The organism is Nostoc piscinale CENA21 (assembly GCF_001298445.1).
In the GTDB taxonomy this organism is placed as follows: domain Bacteria; phylum Cyanobacteriota; class Cyanobacteriia; order Cyanobacteriales; family Nostocaceae; genus Nostoc_B; species Nostoc_B piscinale_A.
The window spans coordinates 2,705,704-2,723,570 of the sequence record NZ_CP012036.1 but is presented as its reverse complement, the minus strand read 5'-3'; the positions used below and the strand labels follow the sequence as shown (position 1 = coordinate 2,723,570).

Below are 17,867 nucleotides of genomic sequence, written 5' to 3'. Positions count from 1 at the left end.
CAAGTTCGTATACATTAATTGATGGGCTGCAACAATCGGAGGGCAAAATGGTAGAAGAAAAAAAATGTGGTAGTCGTCGGTGCTGGTTGGGCTGGTTTAGGCGCAACCTACCATTTAGCCAAGCAAGGATACAATGTGACACTTCTCGAAGCAGGCCCCTATCCTGGCGGACTTGTTGCAGGCTGGAAAACTCCAGGTGGTAAATCTGTGGAAGCGGGGATTCATGGTTTTTGGTATCCTTACAGAAATATTTTTGCCCTGATTAACGAATTAGATATTAACCCCTTCACTACCTGGACTCGTTCAGCCCAATATTCACCCGCCGGCTTAGAAGTAGAATCACCAATTTTTCAAGAATTACCCCAACTACCCGCACCTCTAGGCACATTTCTCTACACGTACTTTCAGCGATTGCCATTAATTGACCGTCTCAGCGCCTTACCATTACTGTATGCTGTGGTTGATTTTGATAATTCTGATGCAGCTTGGCGGCGTTATGATTCTGTTACGGCGCGGGAATTGTTCAAAGATTTTGGTGTATCTGCCAGACTTTATCGTGATGCCTTTGAGCCGATGTTGTTGGTAGGTTTGTTTGCCCCTGGTGAACAATGTTCTGCCGCCGCCACATTAGGAATGCTTTATTATTTTATTTTGGCGCATCAGCCGAATTTTGATGTGGTTTGGTGTCGCGGAACTGTAGGCGAAAAAATCTTCCGTCCTTGGGTGGAAAAAATTGAAAAAGCTGGCGGTAAAGTATTAGCAAAACATCGTGTAACTGACTTAATTATTGATGATCAAAATCGCGCCACGGGTGTAGTTTGTGGTGATCAAGTCTTTAATGCTGATGCTGTAGTTTTTGCGGTTGGGGTAACTGGAATGAAGAAAATTGTTTCTTCCAGCCCTAGTTTGCAAAGTCGAGAAGAATTTCGGAATCTGAATAATTTAGGCGCAATTGATGTTTTAGCAACACGGTTATGGTTTGACCGGAAAATTGATATTCCCCGTCCTTCTAATGCTTGCTTTGGTTTTGATGTAACTACTGGATGGACATTTTTTGATTTGAATGCTTTGCATGATGAATATCATAATGAACCAGGAACAGTCATTGAAGCTGATTTTTATCATGCTAATCAGTTCCTCGGTTTGAGTGATGAAGAAATAATTCCAATTGTGCAGAATTATTTAGCAACTTGTGTACCAGCATTCAAACAAGCGAAAGTAATTGATAGCAGTGTAATTCGTTTACCAAATGCGGTAACGCACTTTGCACCAGGTAGTTATCGTTATATGTTGCCAGCTAGGACAAGTTTTGCCAATGTATTTATGAGTGGTGATTGGATTATTAACCGTCACGGTTCATGGTCGCAAGAAAAAGCTTATGTGACAGGTTTAGAAGCAGCGAATTTTGTTATGTCCTATTTAGGAAATGGTCAACCTGCTGAGATTTTACCTGTACATGAAGATGAAGTACATATCAAAATTGGGCGATCGCTCAACGAAAATGTACGTAATTTAAGTAAGTCTATCTTGCCTAATTTCTGGTTACCCTAGCAATTGGCTAACTTGAAATCAGTGTTAGACAAATCTGAAAAACCCCTCTCAAAACCTCTCCCCTCGAAACGGAGAGAGGCTTTCAAATACCCTTCCCTACAAGAGAAGGGGGTAGGGGATTAGATTTTTCAGGCTTTGATATTAATAAAAATACTTTTAAACAACCTCTAAACCCCAGATCCAAAAATTGGTATGAGTAAGATTTTCAACAGACGGCGACTACTACAATTACTTGGGATGACTGCTGTAGGAACTTCTGTTTCTAGCTGTGTAACTTCCTCAGCAGCAGCCGCAACAAATTGGGGATATATCGGCAAACAAGGGCCAGAATATTGGGGTAAGCTTTCACCAGATTTTCAACTTTGTTATACAGGTACAAGACAAACACCAATTAATTTACAATTTGATAGCGTCAAAAGTCTTGATAAAAATAATCAAGATTTATTAATAGTTAAATATCAGCCAGCGCCCTTAAGTTTAGTTAATAATGGTAAAACGATTCAAATTAACTATCAACCAGGAAGTTATATAGAAAGCGATCGCCAAGTTTATCAGCTGCTTCAGTTCCATTTCCACCACCCCAGCGAACACCACCTCAACGGCGAAGAATACGATATGGAACTGCATTTCGTTCACCGCAGTCAAGCAGGTAACTTAGCAGTAGTTGGCGTATTCTTAAAAGCAGGAGAGTTTAACCCCAATCTGCAAACAATTTGGGATGGTATACCCCAAACCCAGGGAAAAGAAAATCAGCTAAAAGATACCATCATCAACGCTGCTGAATTTTTACCAACAGAACGCAGATTTCTCACTTATTCTGGTTCCCTCACCACCCCACCCTGTTCCGAAAATGTGACATGGTACATCATGGAAACTCCCGTTGAGGTATCCAGTGAACAGATAGCTAAATTTTCCCAGCTATTTCCCCATAACGCACGTCCAATTCAGCCGTTAAACCAGCGCATAGTTTTTGAGAGTGTTAATGCTGATCAAACTTAATCAAGTAGTGTGCGCTGAGTTGACAAAAATAGATTTTGCGATCGCATTTTCTATAAATGGAGTCACAGAAATAGAAAGTGCGATCGCTTATCAGTGTGTTGTCTAGGTAAAAGCTTATTGCTTTGCACCCATTTCTAGTACAACACTACGCATAAAATCAATGCGCTTCTCCAAATCTAATTTTTCAATATTTTCTACAAAGTCATTTGTTTCTTCAGGTAATTCATAGTCAGAAGGTACAGTAATAATCTGATTACTTTCCATACCTTGTGCTAAACGTAACCACAATTCCAACTTTCCACTAGAATGTAAGGCAGTGTAAGCACGGCTAATATCACTGTTCGCACAGCCAGCAATATCACGCTGCGCTTGTAATTGCTGTTCTTTGGGTAAAGCTAGGATTTGATCATACACCGCGTTAGCTGTATCTATTTCAGCGTTATCGTTTCCCGAAGGAAGTATTTCATCTTTGATATCAAGATAGCCGAACCACAATAAAGCCAATTGAGTATCAACATCAAACTGGCGAAATTGTTTTACAGCTTGTCTAGTGCTTTCGTCGGTTGCGTAAGTCATAAAATATCTCCGATCACTTGAATTAAACTAAGTAATCAAAATTACTCAGGACAGTTAACTGTCGCTCACTCTCAAAATGCTATAAATCAAGCATTGTGGTTTAACCCTACCGGAGACAGAAATGATTTTTGCAGCTTTTGACAGATGTAAATAATACATTCCAAGCTAATAAATAACTGATCCTACTCAAATAGTTGAGTGTGATCGCTTACACAACAAATAACAGGTTTAAATGAAAATTTATTTAATTACTTGAAATTCACCATCTTTAGGTGAAACTAAAAAAACTAAATCTTTAATGTTTTGTGCGTTAACTAGGCGATCGTGATTCTTATCAAACCTTACTTTGGTTTTAGCACCTTCCACTACGAAATCAGGCTTGCTGAGTTCTTCATATAGACGTTTACGAGTTAAATTATTCCCACTTCTCTTTAACCCTTCTACAAGTGCTTTAGTTGCATCATAAGTCATTGCAGTTGCAAAGTTAATGTCTGTATTGTCTTGAGTTTCCCAAAGTCGCAGAGATTTCTGTTCAAAAATGGACAATTTATTATCATCATTTCTATGCCAATGAACAGCAATAATTAAATTACTCAATATGTCTTTTCTTTTTGATATATTTTCCAAGTAAGCAGTAGTTCCAGATAAAATAATTACATCTTTTCCATTTGCCAATATCCTATCAATCTCCCGGCTTAAAATATCATTACTAATTGGTAAAAAAAATTGTATCAGCTTGTTTACTATTGGCTTCTTGTAAACATTGTGTCATAACAATAGGATTATTAATTTGATATTCAGCAAAATCACATTCTGTTACAATGCTTACCTGTGGAGAAATTGCCTTTTTAAATTCTTGGCCAAAAGAAAAACTATAAGGATCTAAATGATTAAAAAAGATAGCAATTTTCTTACGTTTTTGTTTCAAGCTATAATTAGCTAAAGCTTTAGCAAAATGTGAGTCAATGGGAGATACTCGAAAGACATAGTTATTAATATCTAAAATTTCTCTTTTGTTAAATTTGATGCCTCTAATTGCAGTGCTAGTAGGAGAAATACTCACTAATTTGTTATCTCCTAGTTTTGGAGCGGCGTAAATTTTGCCTGCTTCCCAAGTCATTAAGCTATAGTAATGACCGATAACACCCAATATGCTTTCATCCTTGACAATTTTCTCCGCAACTAATCGAGCAGTATCTGGACTTTGTTCATCATTACAAATTTGAATGAATAATAATTTTCCGTTAATTTTGTTTTGAGGTTGTGTATTAATTTCGTCTTGAACAACAGCAACTCCGCGCAAATAATTTTCTATGCCTACACCATTATTTGGGAGAATTGGCACACATATTGCGACTTTAATAAACTTACCATTTTTAGCTGCGATCGCATTATTTAAATAAATCCTGATTTCTGGACTATTTGGATAATTTTTAAGATAATTAGAAAAGTTCTCAATCGCTAAATCATATTCTCCTTTTTTAAAAGCTGCCGTTCCTTTATTAAAATTTCTTTGTCCCAAAATAGGTTGAGTAGATTCAGGTTGTAAAAGAGATTTTTCTCCACAACTAAATAGAGGATCGTCAATACAAAGCGATGTAGGCTTCAAGACAAAATACGCCCAAACAGCCAATCCTAAAATTACACTTCCTAAACCTCCCATCATTAATTTTGTCCATAATGTTACAGGTTTCAATGATGAATTTTGGGATACTGGTTGTGCAGGCTGTTCTGGTAGCGATAAATTTTGAGGTTTGCTTGGTGATGAATTTTGAGAAGGTATTTGTACAGGCTGCTCTGATATCAATAAAGGCGGAGGTTGAGTATTAAAACTAGATTCTGGTAGCGGTGTTGGTGCAGATATTGTGGCATTATCTAATACTGCCATTACTTGACGCGCTGACTGGAAACGATAACCGATTTCAGCCGCCAGCATAGTATCTAAAATTGTCGCTAGTCGGTCACTAACATTAACATATCTTCGCCAACTCCATATATCGCCAATTCGCAGGTTTTCTGGAGTTTTGAATGTGAGTAAACAAACACAAGTTGCAGCGAGAGAATATAAATCTGAAGATGGAGAGACAGCTAAACCTGCTCGTTGTTCTGGTGAGGCGTATCCAGGAGTTGATATAGCAATAGATTGTTCTGCGGGTACACCTGCGATCGCTTGTTTTACAGCCCCAAAATCTATAAGATAAGGTACGCCTCTTTCTTCCAGAATAATATTTTCTGGTTTAATATCCCTATGAATTAACATCATAGTTTGTTGACTATGAATGTAATCTAAAACTGGCAAAATTTGCCGCAAAAAATTAACAACTTCATCTTCTGACCATTGTGTGTTTTTTATTTTTCTAAGATTACTACCGCGAATATAATCTTGTACTAAATAAAATACTGTTTGTGGTGATTCTAATGCTTGCTCAGATTCTTCTAAATTGGGAGCAGAAATTTCAAAGAAGTCTAATAATCTAGGTATTTGTGAATGATTTAGCTTACGTAAAATTTGTGCTTCCCTTTTAAAAGAATTTTGGATATATTGCAACTGTTCAGGTGTCCAAGGTGCATTAGAAATATTTGTAAGTCGTAATTGCTTAATTAAACATTCATGTTCTAAATGAGAATCCCAGGCACGAAACGTTCGACCAAATCCTCCACTACCGATTTGTTCTAAAGCTAAGTAACGCGTCTTTAAAACAAGTCGCATTCCACAATTACTACAAAATTTTTGTTTACCTTTGGCGTAACGAAATTCATCAGGAAGATCGTTTTCTGGGGTGCGGCAGTTAGGATTTGTACAGTAAACTTTCATAGATTAGCCTAGAGGTAGAAGAAAGTAAATCAATTTCCACCTGTGTTTAATGTTAGCAATTTGACACTTTCCCGAACACACCAGAACAATCGAAACTATACTAGTTCCTTGCTGAGTAAACTATAAAAAACAGACCTAACCCCTCAATTGCAAACTTTGGGGATGTGGTGCTAGACATTACGGTACAGTTATTATTGCATTTTTTTTTGACTTTTCTGTAACTCCGTAGCTATAAACAAAAGCTAGCAAAACCTCTCCTTTGAAAAATTTCTCTCTTAATCTGTTCTCGTTTTTGCTGTTCTGTATGAAACAGTCTTTGCTGCTTTAACCTTTCTTCTAAAAAAGCTTGTTCTTCATGTGTCAACGATTGAATAATTTGTGCTAAAGATTCAACTAACTTTAAATTCATAACACCTCTTCGTTTCCATATCAGAGAAGTCGTAACGTGAGGATAGATTGCGTACAGTTATTATGACAGTTTTCTTCAAATAGATACCATTAAAAGCTACTGGGTCTAGCTTCCACTCAATGCAACATCCAACTACACATCAGCTGTTGGTTATTACATCAACGCAAAAACTAGACCCAGTATAAAATTTAGACAACTAAATTGTTAATCTTAGCGTCTGTTGCCGCCACGGTAAGGTACTGCACTCATATAATCAATGTCAAAGGATGACATTTTTTGAGCGTAGTTACCGCTAGGATTGATTGCTGCTGCCAAATCTGCAAATTTGCGTGGATCGCCTTCCGCCAGACGTTTTTCTTGGAACTTGCGGGTGTAGAATTTGTCCAGGGTAAAGCGCCAGTCGGTTTGAACTGTACCTGCTTTTTCTTGGAAGTCTTCGCCGTAGCGGGGTGTTACCAAGTTGTGAGGACGGTCTACCAAGCGTTTGCGTTGGTAGGGTACGGTGTTCTCACCAAAGGCTTGGTTGTATTCTTCGCTGTCTAAAATAGCATCAACAAAGCCACCAAAACCTTTGGTAGCAATTACAATTGACCAAGCTATTTCTTCTTCTTTGTTGTAAGCACAACGACCTAATAAGCGTTTGAGGGCGATGTCAACTAAACGGTAGTTATTGTTGACAGAAACAACCAAACGATAGAAGGCTTCAGATTTAGCTAAACCCCGGATAAAATCACGTACAGAAACTGCACCAGTTTTCAGCTGAGATTCTAAAGTTACTTGGCGGTTGAACTTGAGAATTTCATGTTCGCTGAAAACTTGGCGGTAAGCTGCCCAAATAATGTTTTGGATATCAGTATAAGAACTGACATCTTCTATGCGATAGATATATGGTGTATTTTCGTTTTGGTCAGCAACACCAAAGCTTTTAACACGGTGGTTTTGACTGCTGGGTTTGTATTCAAGTAATGGCAGTGCCATGCTGCTTTTTCCTCTTATTAAAAGATTACACAGAGATTTAGCTGCTGATTAATGAGGAGGTTTGATGACTCAAATCCTCACTCATGCTTTATCTATTGTCCCGCATTAGGTTAGAACCCAGTATGAATTCCTAACCAATTTAGTACCAACAAGAAAGTTATTCCTGCGGACATAACAAGCAATACACCTAACAGTGCAGCACCATCAACATTTTGACTAGGTAGATATGACAAGGAGCGATAACCGCCACCTTTCACAATACCTGCACGTTCTCGATAGTCAGCACCATAGCGGGGAGTAAAGCTGAATGGTCGGTCTACGGTCATACGTTTGCGCTGATAAGGTACAGTGTAGTCACCAAAGGTTTCGGTATATTCTTCACTGTCAATCAAAGCATCCACAAATCCATGCCAACCGCGAGTAGCAATTTGAATAGACCAAGCTATTTCTTCTTCACGATTGTAAGGAGAGCGACCTAACAACCGTTTTAAGCACATTTCTACCAGCCGATAGTTATTATTGGGTGTGACTACTAGCTGATAAAATCGTTCTGATTTGGCCAAACCCCGGATAAAATCTTTAACCGTGATTGACCGATTTTTAAGTTGGGTTTCTAAGGCAATTTGGCGGTTAAATTTCAGAATTTCCTGCTCGTTAAAGACTTGGCGATAAGCTGCCCAAATTAGTCTTTCAATCTCGCTAGGAGAGTTGGCTATTTCTGTACGGTAGATATAAGGTGTATCTTCGTTGGTATCTGCCGCACCAAAACTACTAACTCTTTGATTTTGAGTTGTGGGTTTGTATTCAAGTAAAGGTAATGCCATACTAAAGACCGCCTTAAGAATAAAGTTGGCATTTTATAATTAGTCCGTCTTGACCATTTTGGATTTGAAACCCATGATTGTTCCAATTGGTATGAGTTACTTGCTCTTGATGATTTGGTAACTCGACGGAAAAACATTTAGAAGGTTATGAGTTAGCCTTTGCAGAGCTGATATCCTTCTTATACTTTTATCAAACCACTGAAAAACAACCCTTAGCGCACGGGGAAATTAGCACTGGAACTAATCGACACCGGGATACCTTGGGGTACGGTTTCTCTGGTGGTGTCGGGAATTTTGATGTTGGTGAGGTTAACTGGCGTGTAAGTAACTTGTCTGATGCTGAGGGAGTTAGCCAAAGCCAAGAAGTTTTTGATGTCTCCTTCTTTGTAGCGAGCATCTTCTAGCTTGTCGCGCCAGTAGTTACCGTAGCGGGGGGTAACTAGGTTGAAGGGTCTATCTTTATAGCGGCGGCGTTGGTAAGGAACGATGTTTTCGCCAAAGTTGGTGAGATATTCTTCGGAGTCAATTAAAGCGTCAACAAAACCATCCCAACCAGCTGTTGCTATTTTGATTGACCAAGCAATCTCTTCGTCTTTATTATAAGGCGCACGACCTAAAAAGCGTTTCAGGGCAATTTCTACTAAACGGTAGTTAGAATTTGTCTCAATGACTAAACTCCGAAAGGCTTCAGATTTGGCTAAACCGCGAATAAAGTCACGTACAGTAATGGCGCGATTTTTTACCTGAGATTCTAAATTGCCTTGGCGATGAAATTTTAAAATTTCATGTTCGCTAAATAGTTGGCGATAAGCTGCCCAAATTAATTCTTGAACATCGCCATCACTAGCACAGTTTTCGATGCGATAGGGTCTGGGGGTATTTTCGTTAGGGATTTCGTAACCAGGGACGCGCTGATTTTGAGAACTGGGTTTGTATTCTAGTAAAGGTATTGCCATAGTTTTAGGATTTGTCCTTTGTCATTTGTCCTTTGTCATTTGTTAATACTGACTTTTGACTACTGACTACTCAAGTTGTCTTAGTGCCAGGAAGATAACGGTAAGGTAGGGCAACGGCTGTGGGTTTAACTGTTGGTTGGGGTGTACCACCTTCACGGCTGTTGTCGGGGATATTCATGTCTTTGATTTGAGAGACAACGGACGCGGTTATGCGTTGATAATTACGTTCCTCGGTAATTAATTTGCCAGCCATTGCTAAGAAGTTGCTGGGAATTACACGCCGAATTTCTTCTTTGCTGGCATAACCTGTGGTGCGGGCGCTGTAGAAGGAACGGCCACCCAGGAAGTTGAGGGTTTGACGATCGCGCCAGTAATTGTTGTAGCGTGGATTAACTAAGTTAAAGGGTCTATCTTTGAAGCGACGGCGTTGGTAAGGTACGATATCATCACCAAAGTTCTGCTGATATTCGTCGCTGTCTAGCAATGCGTCGATAAACCCATGTAAACCTTTGGTGGCAATGACAATTGACCAGGCAATTTCTTCATCTTTATTATAGGCAGCCCGTCCTAAGAAGCGTTTCAAAATAATGTCAACTAAACGGTAGTTGGAGTTGATGTCGGCTACCTGTGTCCGGAAAACTTCAGATTTGCCCAAGCCTCGGATAAAGTCTCGGACATTAATTGCCCGATTCCGCAGTTGTGACTCTAAGAAGTTTTGGCGATTACTTTTGATAATTAAATGCTCGCTAAAAATCTGCCGATAAGCTGCCCAGATAATGGCATCAATATCTGTATCGTCAATAGCAGCAGATAAGCGATAAATAGTTGGAGTATCTTCGTTAGGTACTTCGTAGCCTTCTACCCGTTGGTTTTGGGAACTTGGTGAATATTCAAGTAGTGGTATTGACATATTTACTTTTACCTTGTTTTATGGTATACAAACAAGCTTATTAACGATAAGCTAGTTGCACACGAGCGCGGACGGCTTTTTCGGTATCGGCTGTGAGCATTTCGTTGAGTCTGGCGAAAATAGGCTGTTGCAAATCGCTATTTTTTGCCAAGGCTTGTAAACCCACAACAGCAGCATACCGAATAGACCATTCAGAGTCTTGAGAAATAAATATAAGTGTTTCTAAGGCTCTTTTGGGCGCTGTATGGCTTTGAGGAAAATCTAGCTTATGCCAGTGCAAGTTTCCTAAACCTTTGGCAGCAGCACGGCGGACACTGGGGGCAAAGTCTGTAGCAGCTGCACTAACTAATAAATCTAAAGCACGAGGGTCTGCGATCGCCGCTAAAGTGCGAATCGAATAAGCCCGCGCGCCATAGTTATAGTCATCAATTTCAGATATTAGCTGCGGTACTACCGCTTCTCCCATTTCTGTGAGGGCGGTGGCGGCTACTGCTGCTGCGGCTGGATTGTTATATCCAAACACGGCAATCAGGGTAGGAATTGCAGCTATATCTTTTGTGGCTGCCAAGTTCTGCACTGCTGTCACCATTTTTGCTGGTGTATCTGCTAAGGCGACGGCACGAATTAGTTCTTCAGTCATTGGTCAATGGTCATTGGTCAATAGTCACTTGTCATCAGCTTTGGACAAATGACAAGTGACTATAAAAGTGAATCCATCAAGTTCATTACCCGAATTGCGTCATCAGATACAGCAAGTTCTTCTAACTCGTCTGTTAATTGATGCTCTAGCAATCCTTTGAGGGCAATAAGTTTGAAGCTATTTTCGACCTGAGCTTGAGCGATCGCTTCTGCTGCTGCCAAATACCCAATTGCACCCAAATCCCCTAAGACAACGCGGCGCAATTTCAGATCGCCTGTTGCCAACATTTTCACTAACCTGTCTCCGTAGATGGGGTTGTGTGTGAGTTGGTACATGGCTCTGGCGGCGGCACATTGTACTCGTGGTAATGGATGCTCTAGGAAAGGCTCTATGAGTGGAATTGCCTCAGTGGCGTGAATCGCGCCCAAGGCTTCTATGACTGCTTCGTAGGGCTGGGTTAGATGAGGGAGTCCCTGTACTTGCACGGCCTCGGCTACACCCCCATCTAACATTTTGATCAGTGCTGGTGTGGCAGTGTGATCGCGCAACATTTCTAAAGACTGAGCAGCAGCTTCGCGCACATAGAAATCAGAACATTCTAGGCATTCAATTAAGCTTGGTACTGCTCTGGCATCACCTAACTTACCTAATGCTCTAGCTGCATTCCGGCGCAGAGGATAACCACCAAGTTCTGTTCTATCGGCTTCATCTTTTAATGCGGCAATCAACCCATCTACAGCATCTGCTCTGTTAACCCGGAACTTGCCCAGCCACCAAGCTGCATAATAGCGGAGACTCAAATCTGATGATTGCAGGTTAGCGATCGCTAGGTCTGGTGTGAGCTGTGGCCCGTTCTTTGGGGAAAATTGCTCCCCACTGGGTTCTATCATTGCCAGGGGATTATTCCTCGTCAGCAGTTAATGGCTCAATCTTGACGATTTTGCCGCCCAAACGGGTAATTCTTTGGTATTCTTCATTCATCCGGCTGTATGGCACGGTAATAAATACGCTACCGCTATTGCGAATGTTGTATTTATTCTTGTCAGTTTCGGAGTTTTGCCGCAAGCCTACAACTTCATAGCGAAACACACGACTAGCAGATGAAGAAACGCTACTAGCACCCAATGTGGTTTGACCGAACATTACTTCTATATCTCCTGTTTGGTTTACAATCCCTCTAGCAGCAATTTAAGCTGGTGTAACGCTGGCTATTTTGCCGCCTTGCTTATGAATTTGCTGGATTTTCTCAGAAAGCCGTTCGTAAGGTACGATAAAAGCGGTGCTGCTTCTTCTCACGCTCGGATAGCCGGGATTGCGAAGTCCTGTAACTTCAATGCGGTAAACACGATCAGCTTGTCCAACAGCATTGCCTAAATTCCGCTTCGGAGCTAAGTCTGCTGTTGCACGGAAACTCCAGTTGCTATTGCTGCCGGAGGGACCAATAATTGAAGATGATAGATTGCTCGCTAATTCCCGCGCTAACCGTGGCTTTTTACCTTCTACTTGGGCGCGATCGCTATTGGCATAGCCTCTGTATAACCGGAAAATCCGGTTAAAACCTACTGTCTTCTGCCCAGGCTGAGTTTCAAAACCACGATAGTAAGGCACGATGTTATCGCCGAAGTTGTTTTGATACTCTACAGAATCAATGTAAGAGTCAATTTCTGCGTCGTAGCCTTTGTTTTGGTACAAGTCGAGGTGATGAACAACTTCTGACTCATCGTAAGGAGCGCGACCCAACAAATGCTTGTAGTTGAGTTCGATCAAACGAGTTTGGAAGCTGTTATAGAAAAACTTGGTTTTGTAGAGTTCTGATTTGGCAACGCTACGCACGAACTCCCGCACTGTCAGGTTTCCATCCCGCAAGAGTGATTCTGCGCTTACCAGACGTTCTGATGCCATGATGTAATCATTACCCAAGACTTGCCGATACACGGCATGAATCACGGCTTCGACTTCTGCTTTGCTGGCGTTGGGGCGCAGTTCAACTCGACGTGCTTCGCTGTATGGCTCTGTCCCTAGCCTAGATGCTGCTGCTGTAATTGCCATCTTTTATCCCCTTATTGATGTTCGGCGGTTTACGCCTACTGCTTGCTCTAAAAAGCTTTTTGAATAAGAATTCAGGAGTCAGAAGTCAGAATAAATAGATTTAACCAATGCTGAATTCTGGATTCTGCATTCTTCTTCCTATCCCTACATAAAACTATGCCCGGAGCTTGATCCAACTGCTAGGTGATTACCATCCAGCACTTGCATCCCTCTCCGGGCAGAAAACTATCTAGCTGAGAGCGTTGATAGCGTAGTCGATGTAGGTGTTAGCTTCGTTAGCAGCTTGACCAGACAAACCATGATTAGCTTTGATGTATTTCAGAGCTTCTACGTACCAGCTAGGAGATAAATCAAAGGAGCTGTTGATTTCAGCCAAACCAGCAATCAGGTATTCATCCAAGGGGCCAGTACCACCAGCTACTAAGCTGTAGGTGATGATGCGGAGGTAGTGACCAACGTCACGAGCGCACTTGGATTTGCCACGGCTGTCAGCAGCAAAGTTAGGGCCAGGAGTGTTGGTGGTGTATGGGAATTTTTGGTAAACAGCTTGGGTTGCACCATCGATCAAGCGTTGAGCGTTGGAGGTCAAACCACGAGCAGCTTCCATACTAGCAGCAGCACGTACATAACGACCGTTAACAGCTTGTAATTCGGTGTTGCTCAGGAAACGTCCTTGGGTATCAGCAGCTGCGATAGCTTCGGTAATTGGTGTTTTAACCATCTTTTCAAATCTCCTTGGTATTTTTTAGTCTTTTTACCTGGTTGCCTAAATACTTTCGTATTGAGACTCTAGACTGCTATTAAGCAACAGCAGCAGCAGCACGATCAAAGTAGCCAGCTACTTCGGAGATCAATGCACTGCAATCACCTTTGGTGATACCGTTGGGATCGTTAGCAATGCTGATAGCTGCATCTTTCATTTTTTGAACGCCAACAGCTACGGAAGAACCAGGAGTACCTAGGGCGCTGTAGGTTTCACGCAAGCCGTTCAAGCAGCGATCATCCAGGACACTGGCATCACCAGCCAAAATAGCGTAGGTTACATAGCGCAAAATGATTTCCATGTCGCGCAAGCAAGCTGCCATACGACGGTTGGTGTAAGCATTACCACCAGGAGCAATCAATTGGGGTTGTTCTTCAAACAAAGAACGAGCAGCGTTGGTAACGATCGCAGAAGCGTTGCTTGTGATGCGGTTAACAACATCTAGGCGCTTGCTACCATCTTTAACAACAGCAGACAGAGCATCTAATTGCTCGTTGCTCAAGAACTCGCCTCTAGAATCGGCTTGAGAAGTTACCTTGGTGAATACATCTAATGTCATGGACTCTAATCTCCTAATTCCTTAGTTGAGAGATGTCTCGATTAAAACTGGTAATGTTTTATCAATTTGGGATGGAACCTAACAGACCAAGTAACCATTTCTCGTTTTGCTGCTCTCAAGTCCGCCTGTTGCTTCATGAGGAAAATTATGAGAACTAGGGTTTGTTTTATGAGAAACCAGCAAACTTTACGAATTGATTGCCTTGTTTATGTTCTGTCTGTTATTTACCCCTCCAGCTTATGTTTATACAACGCTATAGATCCTTTATTTGTTACAAATTGTGAATAAATAAGTTGCAGTCATAAGAACCACCTCAAATCCTTTACATACAAGGGCTGTAACTGAGAAGGTACACTTTTTTTTTGTTACACAACTTTACATTTGATAATTTTTTCCGGAAATATTGCGTGTTTAATATTTTCTTAAGCTTCTTGGAACCCTTACTGAGCAAGATATTGCTGTTTTACACCAGTTTTTGCATCCGGAAGGTTATTGTGAAGAAACATAAAATAAATATTTCGCAACATTTTCGTGAGTGCTGGGTTTAGGGTCAAGAGACGGTTCTCATCGGTCATAGGTCATGGGTAATTTGTTCGTTTTCCCTGACTCCAAGGCTAAAGTTATGCGCGATCGCACCACAGTATCGGCTTCTTGTGCGATCGCAGTTTGTAAAGCCGCCTTTGCTGTTGGTGTGGCTATTTCTTGTAAAGACACAGCCGCCGCATAACGCAGTCCCCAATCTTCAGGAGAAACCAAAGCCCAAATCAACTTTTCTTGTGCACAACCAATCACTTCTGCATCTTGAGAATTGCTAGCAATTTTTCCTAACCCGCGTGCTGCAATTCGCCGCACATTACCTTGGCAATGATTTGCGACAGTTGTACCCAAAACTTCCGCTAATAAATCCATAGCTTCCGTTGAACCAATTTGAGCTAAAGCTTGAATAATATACGCTTGTAATCCCTGATCACGAGAAGTTTCATAAGCAGCAATTAAGGGTTTTACTGCTACATTTCCCAACTTAACTAACGCCTCTAATGCTGCATTTTTCACCATTGGGTGATGATGACTTAAAGCTGTAATTACAGCATTGATAGAGTTTATTTCTGGAGTATCACTCACAGCTATAGCGGTAATTGCTGTAATGGCTTCTTCTGGTGTTGCAGCCTGATTTATTTGAGAAATTAATTGCTCATTCATGGTTTTGCTCATTGATAAAAAATGGCATAGTAAAATTGCATAGTAAAAAAGTAAAAAGCAGGAAAAAATAATTTTTTGCCTTGGAATTTGCAAAAAATTGATGATTTATCTTGTGGGGCAGTTATTCTGACCACAACATATTGAGAGCGTGTGAGAACACCCACCTCACAAGAAAATTTAAGTTTCTTGAATGGATTTCCCTTTTTACTTTTTACTTGCTATTACTAATCTCAAAAATTTATTCTGATTTTTAAAGTTGAATTAGTAAATCATCTACCGATTGAAAAATTAATAAAACTGTCTCTTCGGCATAATTATGACTTTCCAACAAAGCTTCTAAAATACGCTTTAAGTTTAATAACTTCAAACTATTAGGAACCTGGGCTTTTAAGATAGCCTGAATAGCTTGTTGATGACCAACTGCACCTAAGTCAAAAACAGCCGCCCAACGTAAATACATATTGTCGTGGTTAAGGTTTTTGACGATACGTTCAATGTATTCTGGTTGTTGCGTTAACAGATACATATATCGTGCCGCAGCACATTGAACTCGTTCCGAAGGATGTTGCAAAAAATCTTCGATTTGCGGACGTGCTGACCAAACTTGGAGTGTCGCTAATGCTTCAATTAAGGCTTCATAAGGTTGTTCTTGACTGGTTTCTAGGAGATGTAACAAAGGAGTCACAGCCCTTTTGTCACCAATAGCAGCTAAAGCCGCGATCGCAGTTTCCCTCAAACGCAAATCCTCATCGCACTCTAACGCTTTTACTAACGCTGGTACAGTTGGGGATTTTTCAATTGTCCTAATGCGCGGGCGGCTTGACGGCGTAGCGGATAACCCCCACCAGGAATGCGATAACCTTCATCAAACAAAGCCTCACACAATACCATACAGCCAGCTTGGACTTGATGTTTACCTAACCACCAAGCAGCGTAATAACGAATTTGATTATCCTCACTAGATAATGCCGCGATCGCACTTTCTGGTGAAAGAATGGGTTCAGCAGAGTTAGTAATAGTCATAGTGAAAAGGGTGTAAGGGATTAAGGGTGTAGGGGTGTAGGGATTTTTTGACACCCTTATACCCCTACACCCTCACACCCTATCAAAAAGAGAATTCCTGATTTTCGCTCTCAATTTACACTTGCGAAATGTTGATTATTTTACCGCCACGCTTGTGAATTTCTTGGTAGGTAGCGGAGAGACGTTCGTAAGGTACAGTGTAAACTTGGCGGCTACGGCGTACTGAAGCTTTAGAACCAATTGTACCGGCGATCGCTTCAATGATGAACATCCGACTATCTCCGCGTTTAGCCGCACTAATTAAAGTTGGTGCAGCTGAAGCAAAACCTGTACCTGCGGAAGTTGGAGGTAAAATTCCATTAGATAAATTCAATGAAACTTTCGTCCGCAAGCGAGAATTTCTCCGTCCCATTTGAGCATTATCACTATTACCAGAACCGCGATAAAGCTCACATATACGGTTAAAGCCGACGGTTTTCATGCCCGGAATTGATTGAAATCCCCGATGATAAGGCACAACAGAATTCCCAAAAGCATTGTCATATTCTGGGCTGTAAATGTAAGATTCAATATCTGCATCATAGCCACGCGCAGCATATAAATCTACATGGAAAGCAATCTCTGATTGATCGTAAGGCGCACGTCCCAATAAGTGCTTATAGTTTAATTCGATAAAACGCACTTGGGAGTTGTTATAAAAAAAGCATTCTTTGTAAAATTCAGATTTTGCCAAAGTTTCTACAAATTGCCGCACGCTAATTTTGCCATTTCGCAATAAAGCTTCGGCACTAGTAAATTTTTGACTGGCGTAGATTCCTTGACGACCAAAAATTTGCTGATAAGCAGCGCGAAATACTTTTTGTAATTCGTCTTCGCTCCAATTTTGGCGTAGCTCTACTTTAATGGCAATTTCATCTCTAATGGCTAGTCGGTCTGCAACAGAAGCACTCATTTGGAATATCGCTCCTTTGGAAATTTTGGTTAGCAATAAATTTGGGTCTTTGGCAGCAGAAAAACGCAACAATCAAAGTAGAAGTTTTCCCTACTAATTGAGCAATTTTCTATTGACAAAGACCCACAAGTTTGTATTAGCTTAAAGCATTAATTGCATAGTTGAGATAGGTGTTAGCTTCACCAGCAACATCACCATTTAAACCATGATTGTCACGTACAAATTCGAGTGCAGCTACATACCAACTAGGAGATAAACCCAAAGCACTATTGAGTTCACTTAAACCAGCAACTACATATTCATCTAAGGGGCCAGTACCGCCAACAACACAGCAATAGCTGATGGTGCGGAGATAGTGATCAATATCGCGTACACACTTGGATTTACCTTCGGGAGTAGACGCATATTGAGGGCCACTCATTTGAGTGGTATAGGGGAATTTTTGATAAACATGATTGGCTGCTGCTTCTGCCCATTTTTTGCCATTATTGCTAAATGCTTTCGCAGCTTCTAAACCTGCACGAGCGCGGTTGAAACGACCAAATACTGCTTGCATTTCGGTATTGCTGAGATAAGAACCGCGTAAATCAGCAGCAGCGATCGCTTCCGTTAAAGGTGTTTTCATAATTCTCCTAATCTCCTCGATTTTTGACTAATTCCTAA

At 40.9% G+C, this 17,867-nt stretch carries 20 protein-coding genes and 1 pseudogene; 3 read left to right on the top strand and 18 right to left on the bottom strand.

Annotated features, from left to right (window positions below; genetic code table 11):
• The first annotated feature begins 66 nt into the window (after positions 1–66).
• The 3 genes from ACX27_RS11930 (at position 67) to ACX27_RS34885 (ending at position 2,656) form a co-directional block, all read left to right on the top strand.
• Positions 67–1,551, top strand: coding sequence for a hydroxysqualene dehydroxylase (locus ACX27_RS11930; RefSeq protein ID WP_062292456.1), 1,485 nt, complete (start codon positions 67–69; stop codon positions 1,549–1,551).
• Between the two features lie 192 nt (positions 1,552–1,743).
• The gene (locus tag ACX27_RS11925) at positions 1,744–2,550 is read left to right on the top strand and encodes a carbonic anhydrase (protein WP_062292453.1); all 807 of its coding nucleotides are present in this window, start codon (positions 1,744–1,746) and stop codon (positions 2,548–2,550) included.
• Positions 2,534–2,656 carry a hypothetical protein gene (locus ACX27_RS34885; protein WP_256364393.1) on the top strand — a complete coding sequence of 41 codons (123 nt, stop codon included), beginning with the start codon at positions 2,534–2,536 and terminating at the stop codon, positions 2,654–2,656. Before ACX27_RS11925 ends, ACX27_RS34885 begins: the two co-directional genes overlap by 17 nt.
• Before the next feature lie 8 nt (positions 2,657–2,664).
• Here the strand turns inward: ACX27_RS34885 and ACX27_RS11920 are convergent, their stop codons facing one another.
• The 18 genes and pseudogenes from ACX27_RS11920 to ACX27_RS11835 form a co-directional block, all read right to left on the bottom strand.
• Entirely contained in the window at positions 2,665–3,126 is a 462-nt protein-coding gene (locus ACX27_RS11920; protein WP_062292449.1) for an orange carotenoid protein N-terminal domain-containing protein, read from the bottom strand.
• A gap of 240 nt (positions 3,127–3,366) precedes the next feature.
• Positions 3,367–3,801, bottom strand: a complete 435-nt coding sequence (locus ACX27_RS11915; protein WP_062292446.1) for a type 1 periplasmic-binding domain-containing protein — start codon at positions 3,799–3,801, stop codon at positions 3,367–3,369.
• Positions 3,802–3,835: 34 nt separating this feature from the next.
• Complete coding sequence (locus tag ACX27_RS11910) at positions 3,836–5,941, bottom strand: protein kinase domain-containing protein (RefSeq protein WP_062292444.1); 2,106 nt, start codon at positions 5,939–5,941, stop codon at positions 3,836–3,838.
• 229 nt (positions 5,942–6,170) lie between these two features.
• A complete protein-coding gene (locus ACX27_RS11905; RefSeq protein ID WP_062292442.1) occupies positions 6,171–6,350 on the bottom strand; it encodes a hypothetical protein in 180 nt (59 codons plus the stop codon).
• Positions 6,351–6,560: 210 nt separating this feature from the next.
• The gene (locus ACX27_RS11900) at positions 6,561–7,328 is read right to left on the bottom strand and encodes a phycobilisome rod-core linker polypeptide (protein WP_062292439.1); all 768 of its coding nucleotides are present in this window, start codon (positions 7,326–7,328) and stop codon (positions 6,561–6,563) included.
• A 110-nt stretch (positions 7,329–7,438) separates the two neighbouring features.
• Positions 7,439–8,152 carry a phycobilisome rod-core linker polypeptide gene (locus ACX27_RS11895; protein WP_062292434.1) on the bottom strand — a complete coding sequence of 238 codons (714 nt, stop codon included), beginning with the start codon at positions 8,150–8,152 and terminating at the stop codon, positions 7,439–7,441.
• Between the two features lie 212 nt (positions 8,153–8,364).
• Positions 8,365–9,108: a phycobilisome rod-core linker polypeptide gene (locus ACX27_RS11890; protein WP_062292431.1), complete on the bottom strand. Its 744-nt coding sequence runs from the start codon at positions 9,106–9,108 to the stop codon at positions 8,365–8,367.
• A 70-nt stretch (positions 9,109–9,178) separates the two neighbouring features.
• On the bottom strand, positions 9,179–10,018 hold the full coding sequence (locus ACX27_RS11885; RefSeq protein WP_062292429.1) for a phycobilisome rod-core linker polypeptide: 840 nt from the start codon (positions 10,016–10,018) through the stop codon (positions 9,179–9,181).
• 40 nt (positions 10,019–10,058) lie between these two features.
• Entirely contained in the window at positions 10,059–10,658 is a 600-nt protein-coding gene (locus ACX27_RS11880) for a HEAT repeat domain-containing protein (protein ID WP_062292426.1), read from the bottom strand.
• Positions 10,659–10,717: 59 nt separating this feature from the next.
• A complete protein-coding gene (locus tag ACX27_RS11875) occupies positions 10,718–11,548 on the bottom strand; it encodes a HEAT repeat domain-containing protein (RefSeq protein WP_062292423.1) in 831 nt (276 codons plus the stop codon).
• A 10-nt stretch (positions 11,549–11,558) separates the two neighbouring features.
• Positions 11,559–11,801, bottom strand: coding sequence for a phycobilisome linker polypeptide (locus ACX27_RS11870; protein WP_062292420.1), 243 nt, complete (start codon positions 11,799–11,801; stop codon positions 11,559–11,561).
• A gap of 45 nt (positions 11,802–11,846) precedes the next feature.
• Positions 11,847–12,707 carry a phycobilisome linker polypeptide gene (locus ACX27_RS11865; RefSeq protein WP_062292418.1) on the bottom strand — a complete coding sequence of 287 codons (861 nt, stop codon included), beginning with the start codon at positions 12,705–12,707 and terminating at the stop codon, positions 11,847–11,849.
• A 229-nt stretch (positions 12,708–12,936) separates the two neighbouring features.
• Positions 12,937–13,428: a phycocyanin subunit alpha gene (gene cpcA, locus ACX27_RS11860; RefSeq protein WP_062292414.1), complete on the bottom strand. Its 492-nt coding sequence runs from the start codon at positions 13,426–13,428 to the stop codon at positions 12,937–12,939.
• Between the two features lie 79 nt (positions 13,429–13,507).
• Positions 13,508–14,029 (bottom strand): phycocyanin subunit beta, encoded by a 522-nt coding sequence (locus ACX27_RS11855; RefSeq protein WP_062292411.1) that lies wholly within the window; start codon positions 14,027–14,029, stop codon positions 13,508–13,510.
• Positions 14,030–14,593: 564 nt separating this feature from the next.
• Positions 14,594–15,229 (bottom strand): HEAT repeat domain-containing protein, encoded by a 636-nt coding sequence (locus tag ACX27_RS11850; protein WP_235526602.1) that lies wholly within the window; start codon positions 15,227–15,229, stop codon positions 14,594–14,596.
• Positions 15,230–15,479: 250 nt separating this feature from the next.
• Positions 15,480–16,252 (bottom strand): annotated as a pseudogene (locus tag ACX27_RS11845) (HEAT repeat domain-containing protein).
• Between the two features lie 115 nt (positions 16,253–16,367).
• Positions 16,368–17,204 carry a phycobilisome linker polypeptide gene (locus ACX27_RS11840; RefSeq protein ID WP_062298297.1) on the bottom strand — a complete coding sequence of 279 codons (837 nt, stop codon included), beginning with the start codon at positions 17,202–17,204 and terminating at the stop codon, positions 16,368–16,370.
• Positions 17,205–17,340: 136 nt separating this feature from the next.
• Complete coding sequence (locus ACX27_RS11835) at positions 17,341–17,829, bottom strand: phycocyanin alpha subunit (RefSeq protein WP_062292404.1); 489 nt, start codon at positions 17,827–17,829, stop codon at positions 17,341–17,343.
• Positions 17,830–17,867 lie beyond the last annotated feature (38 nt).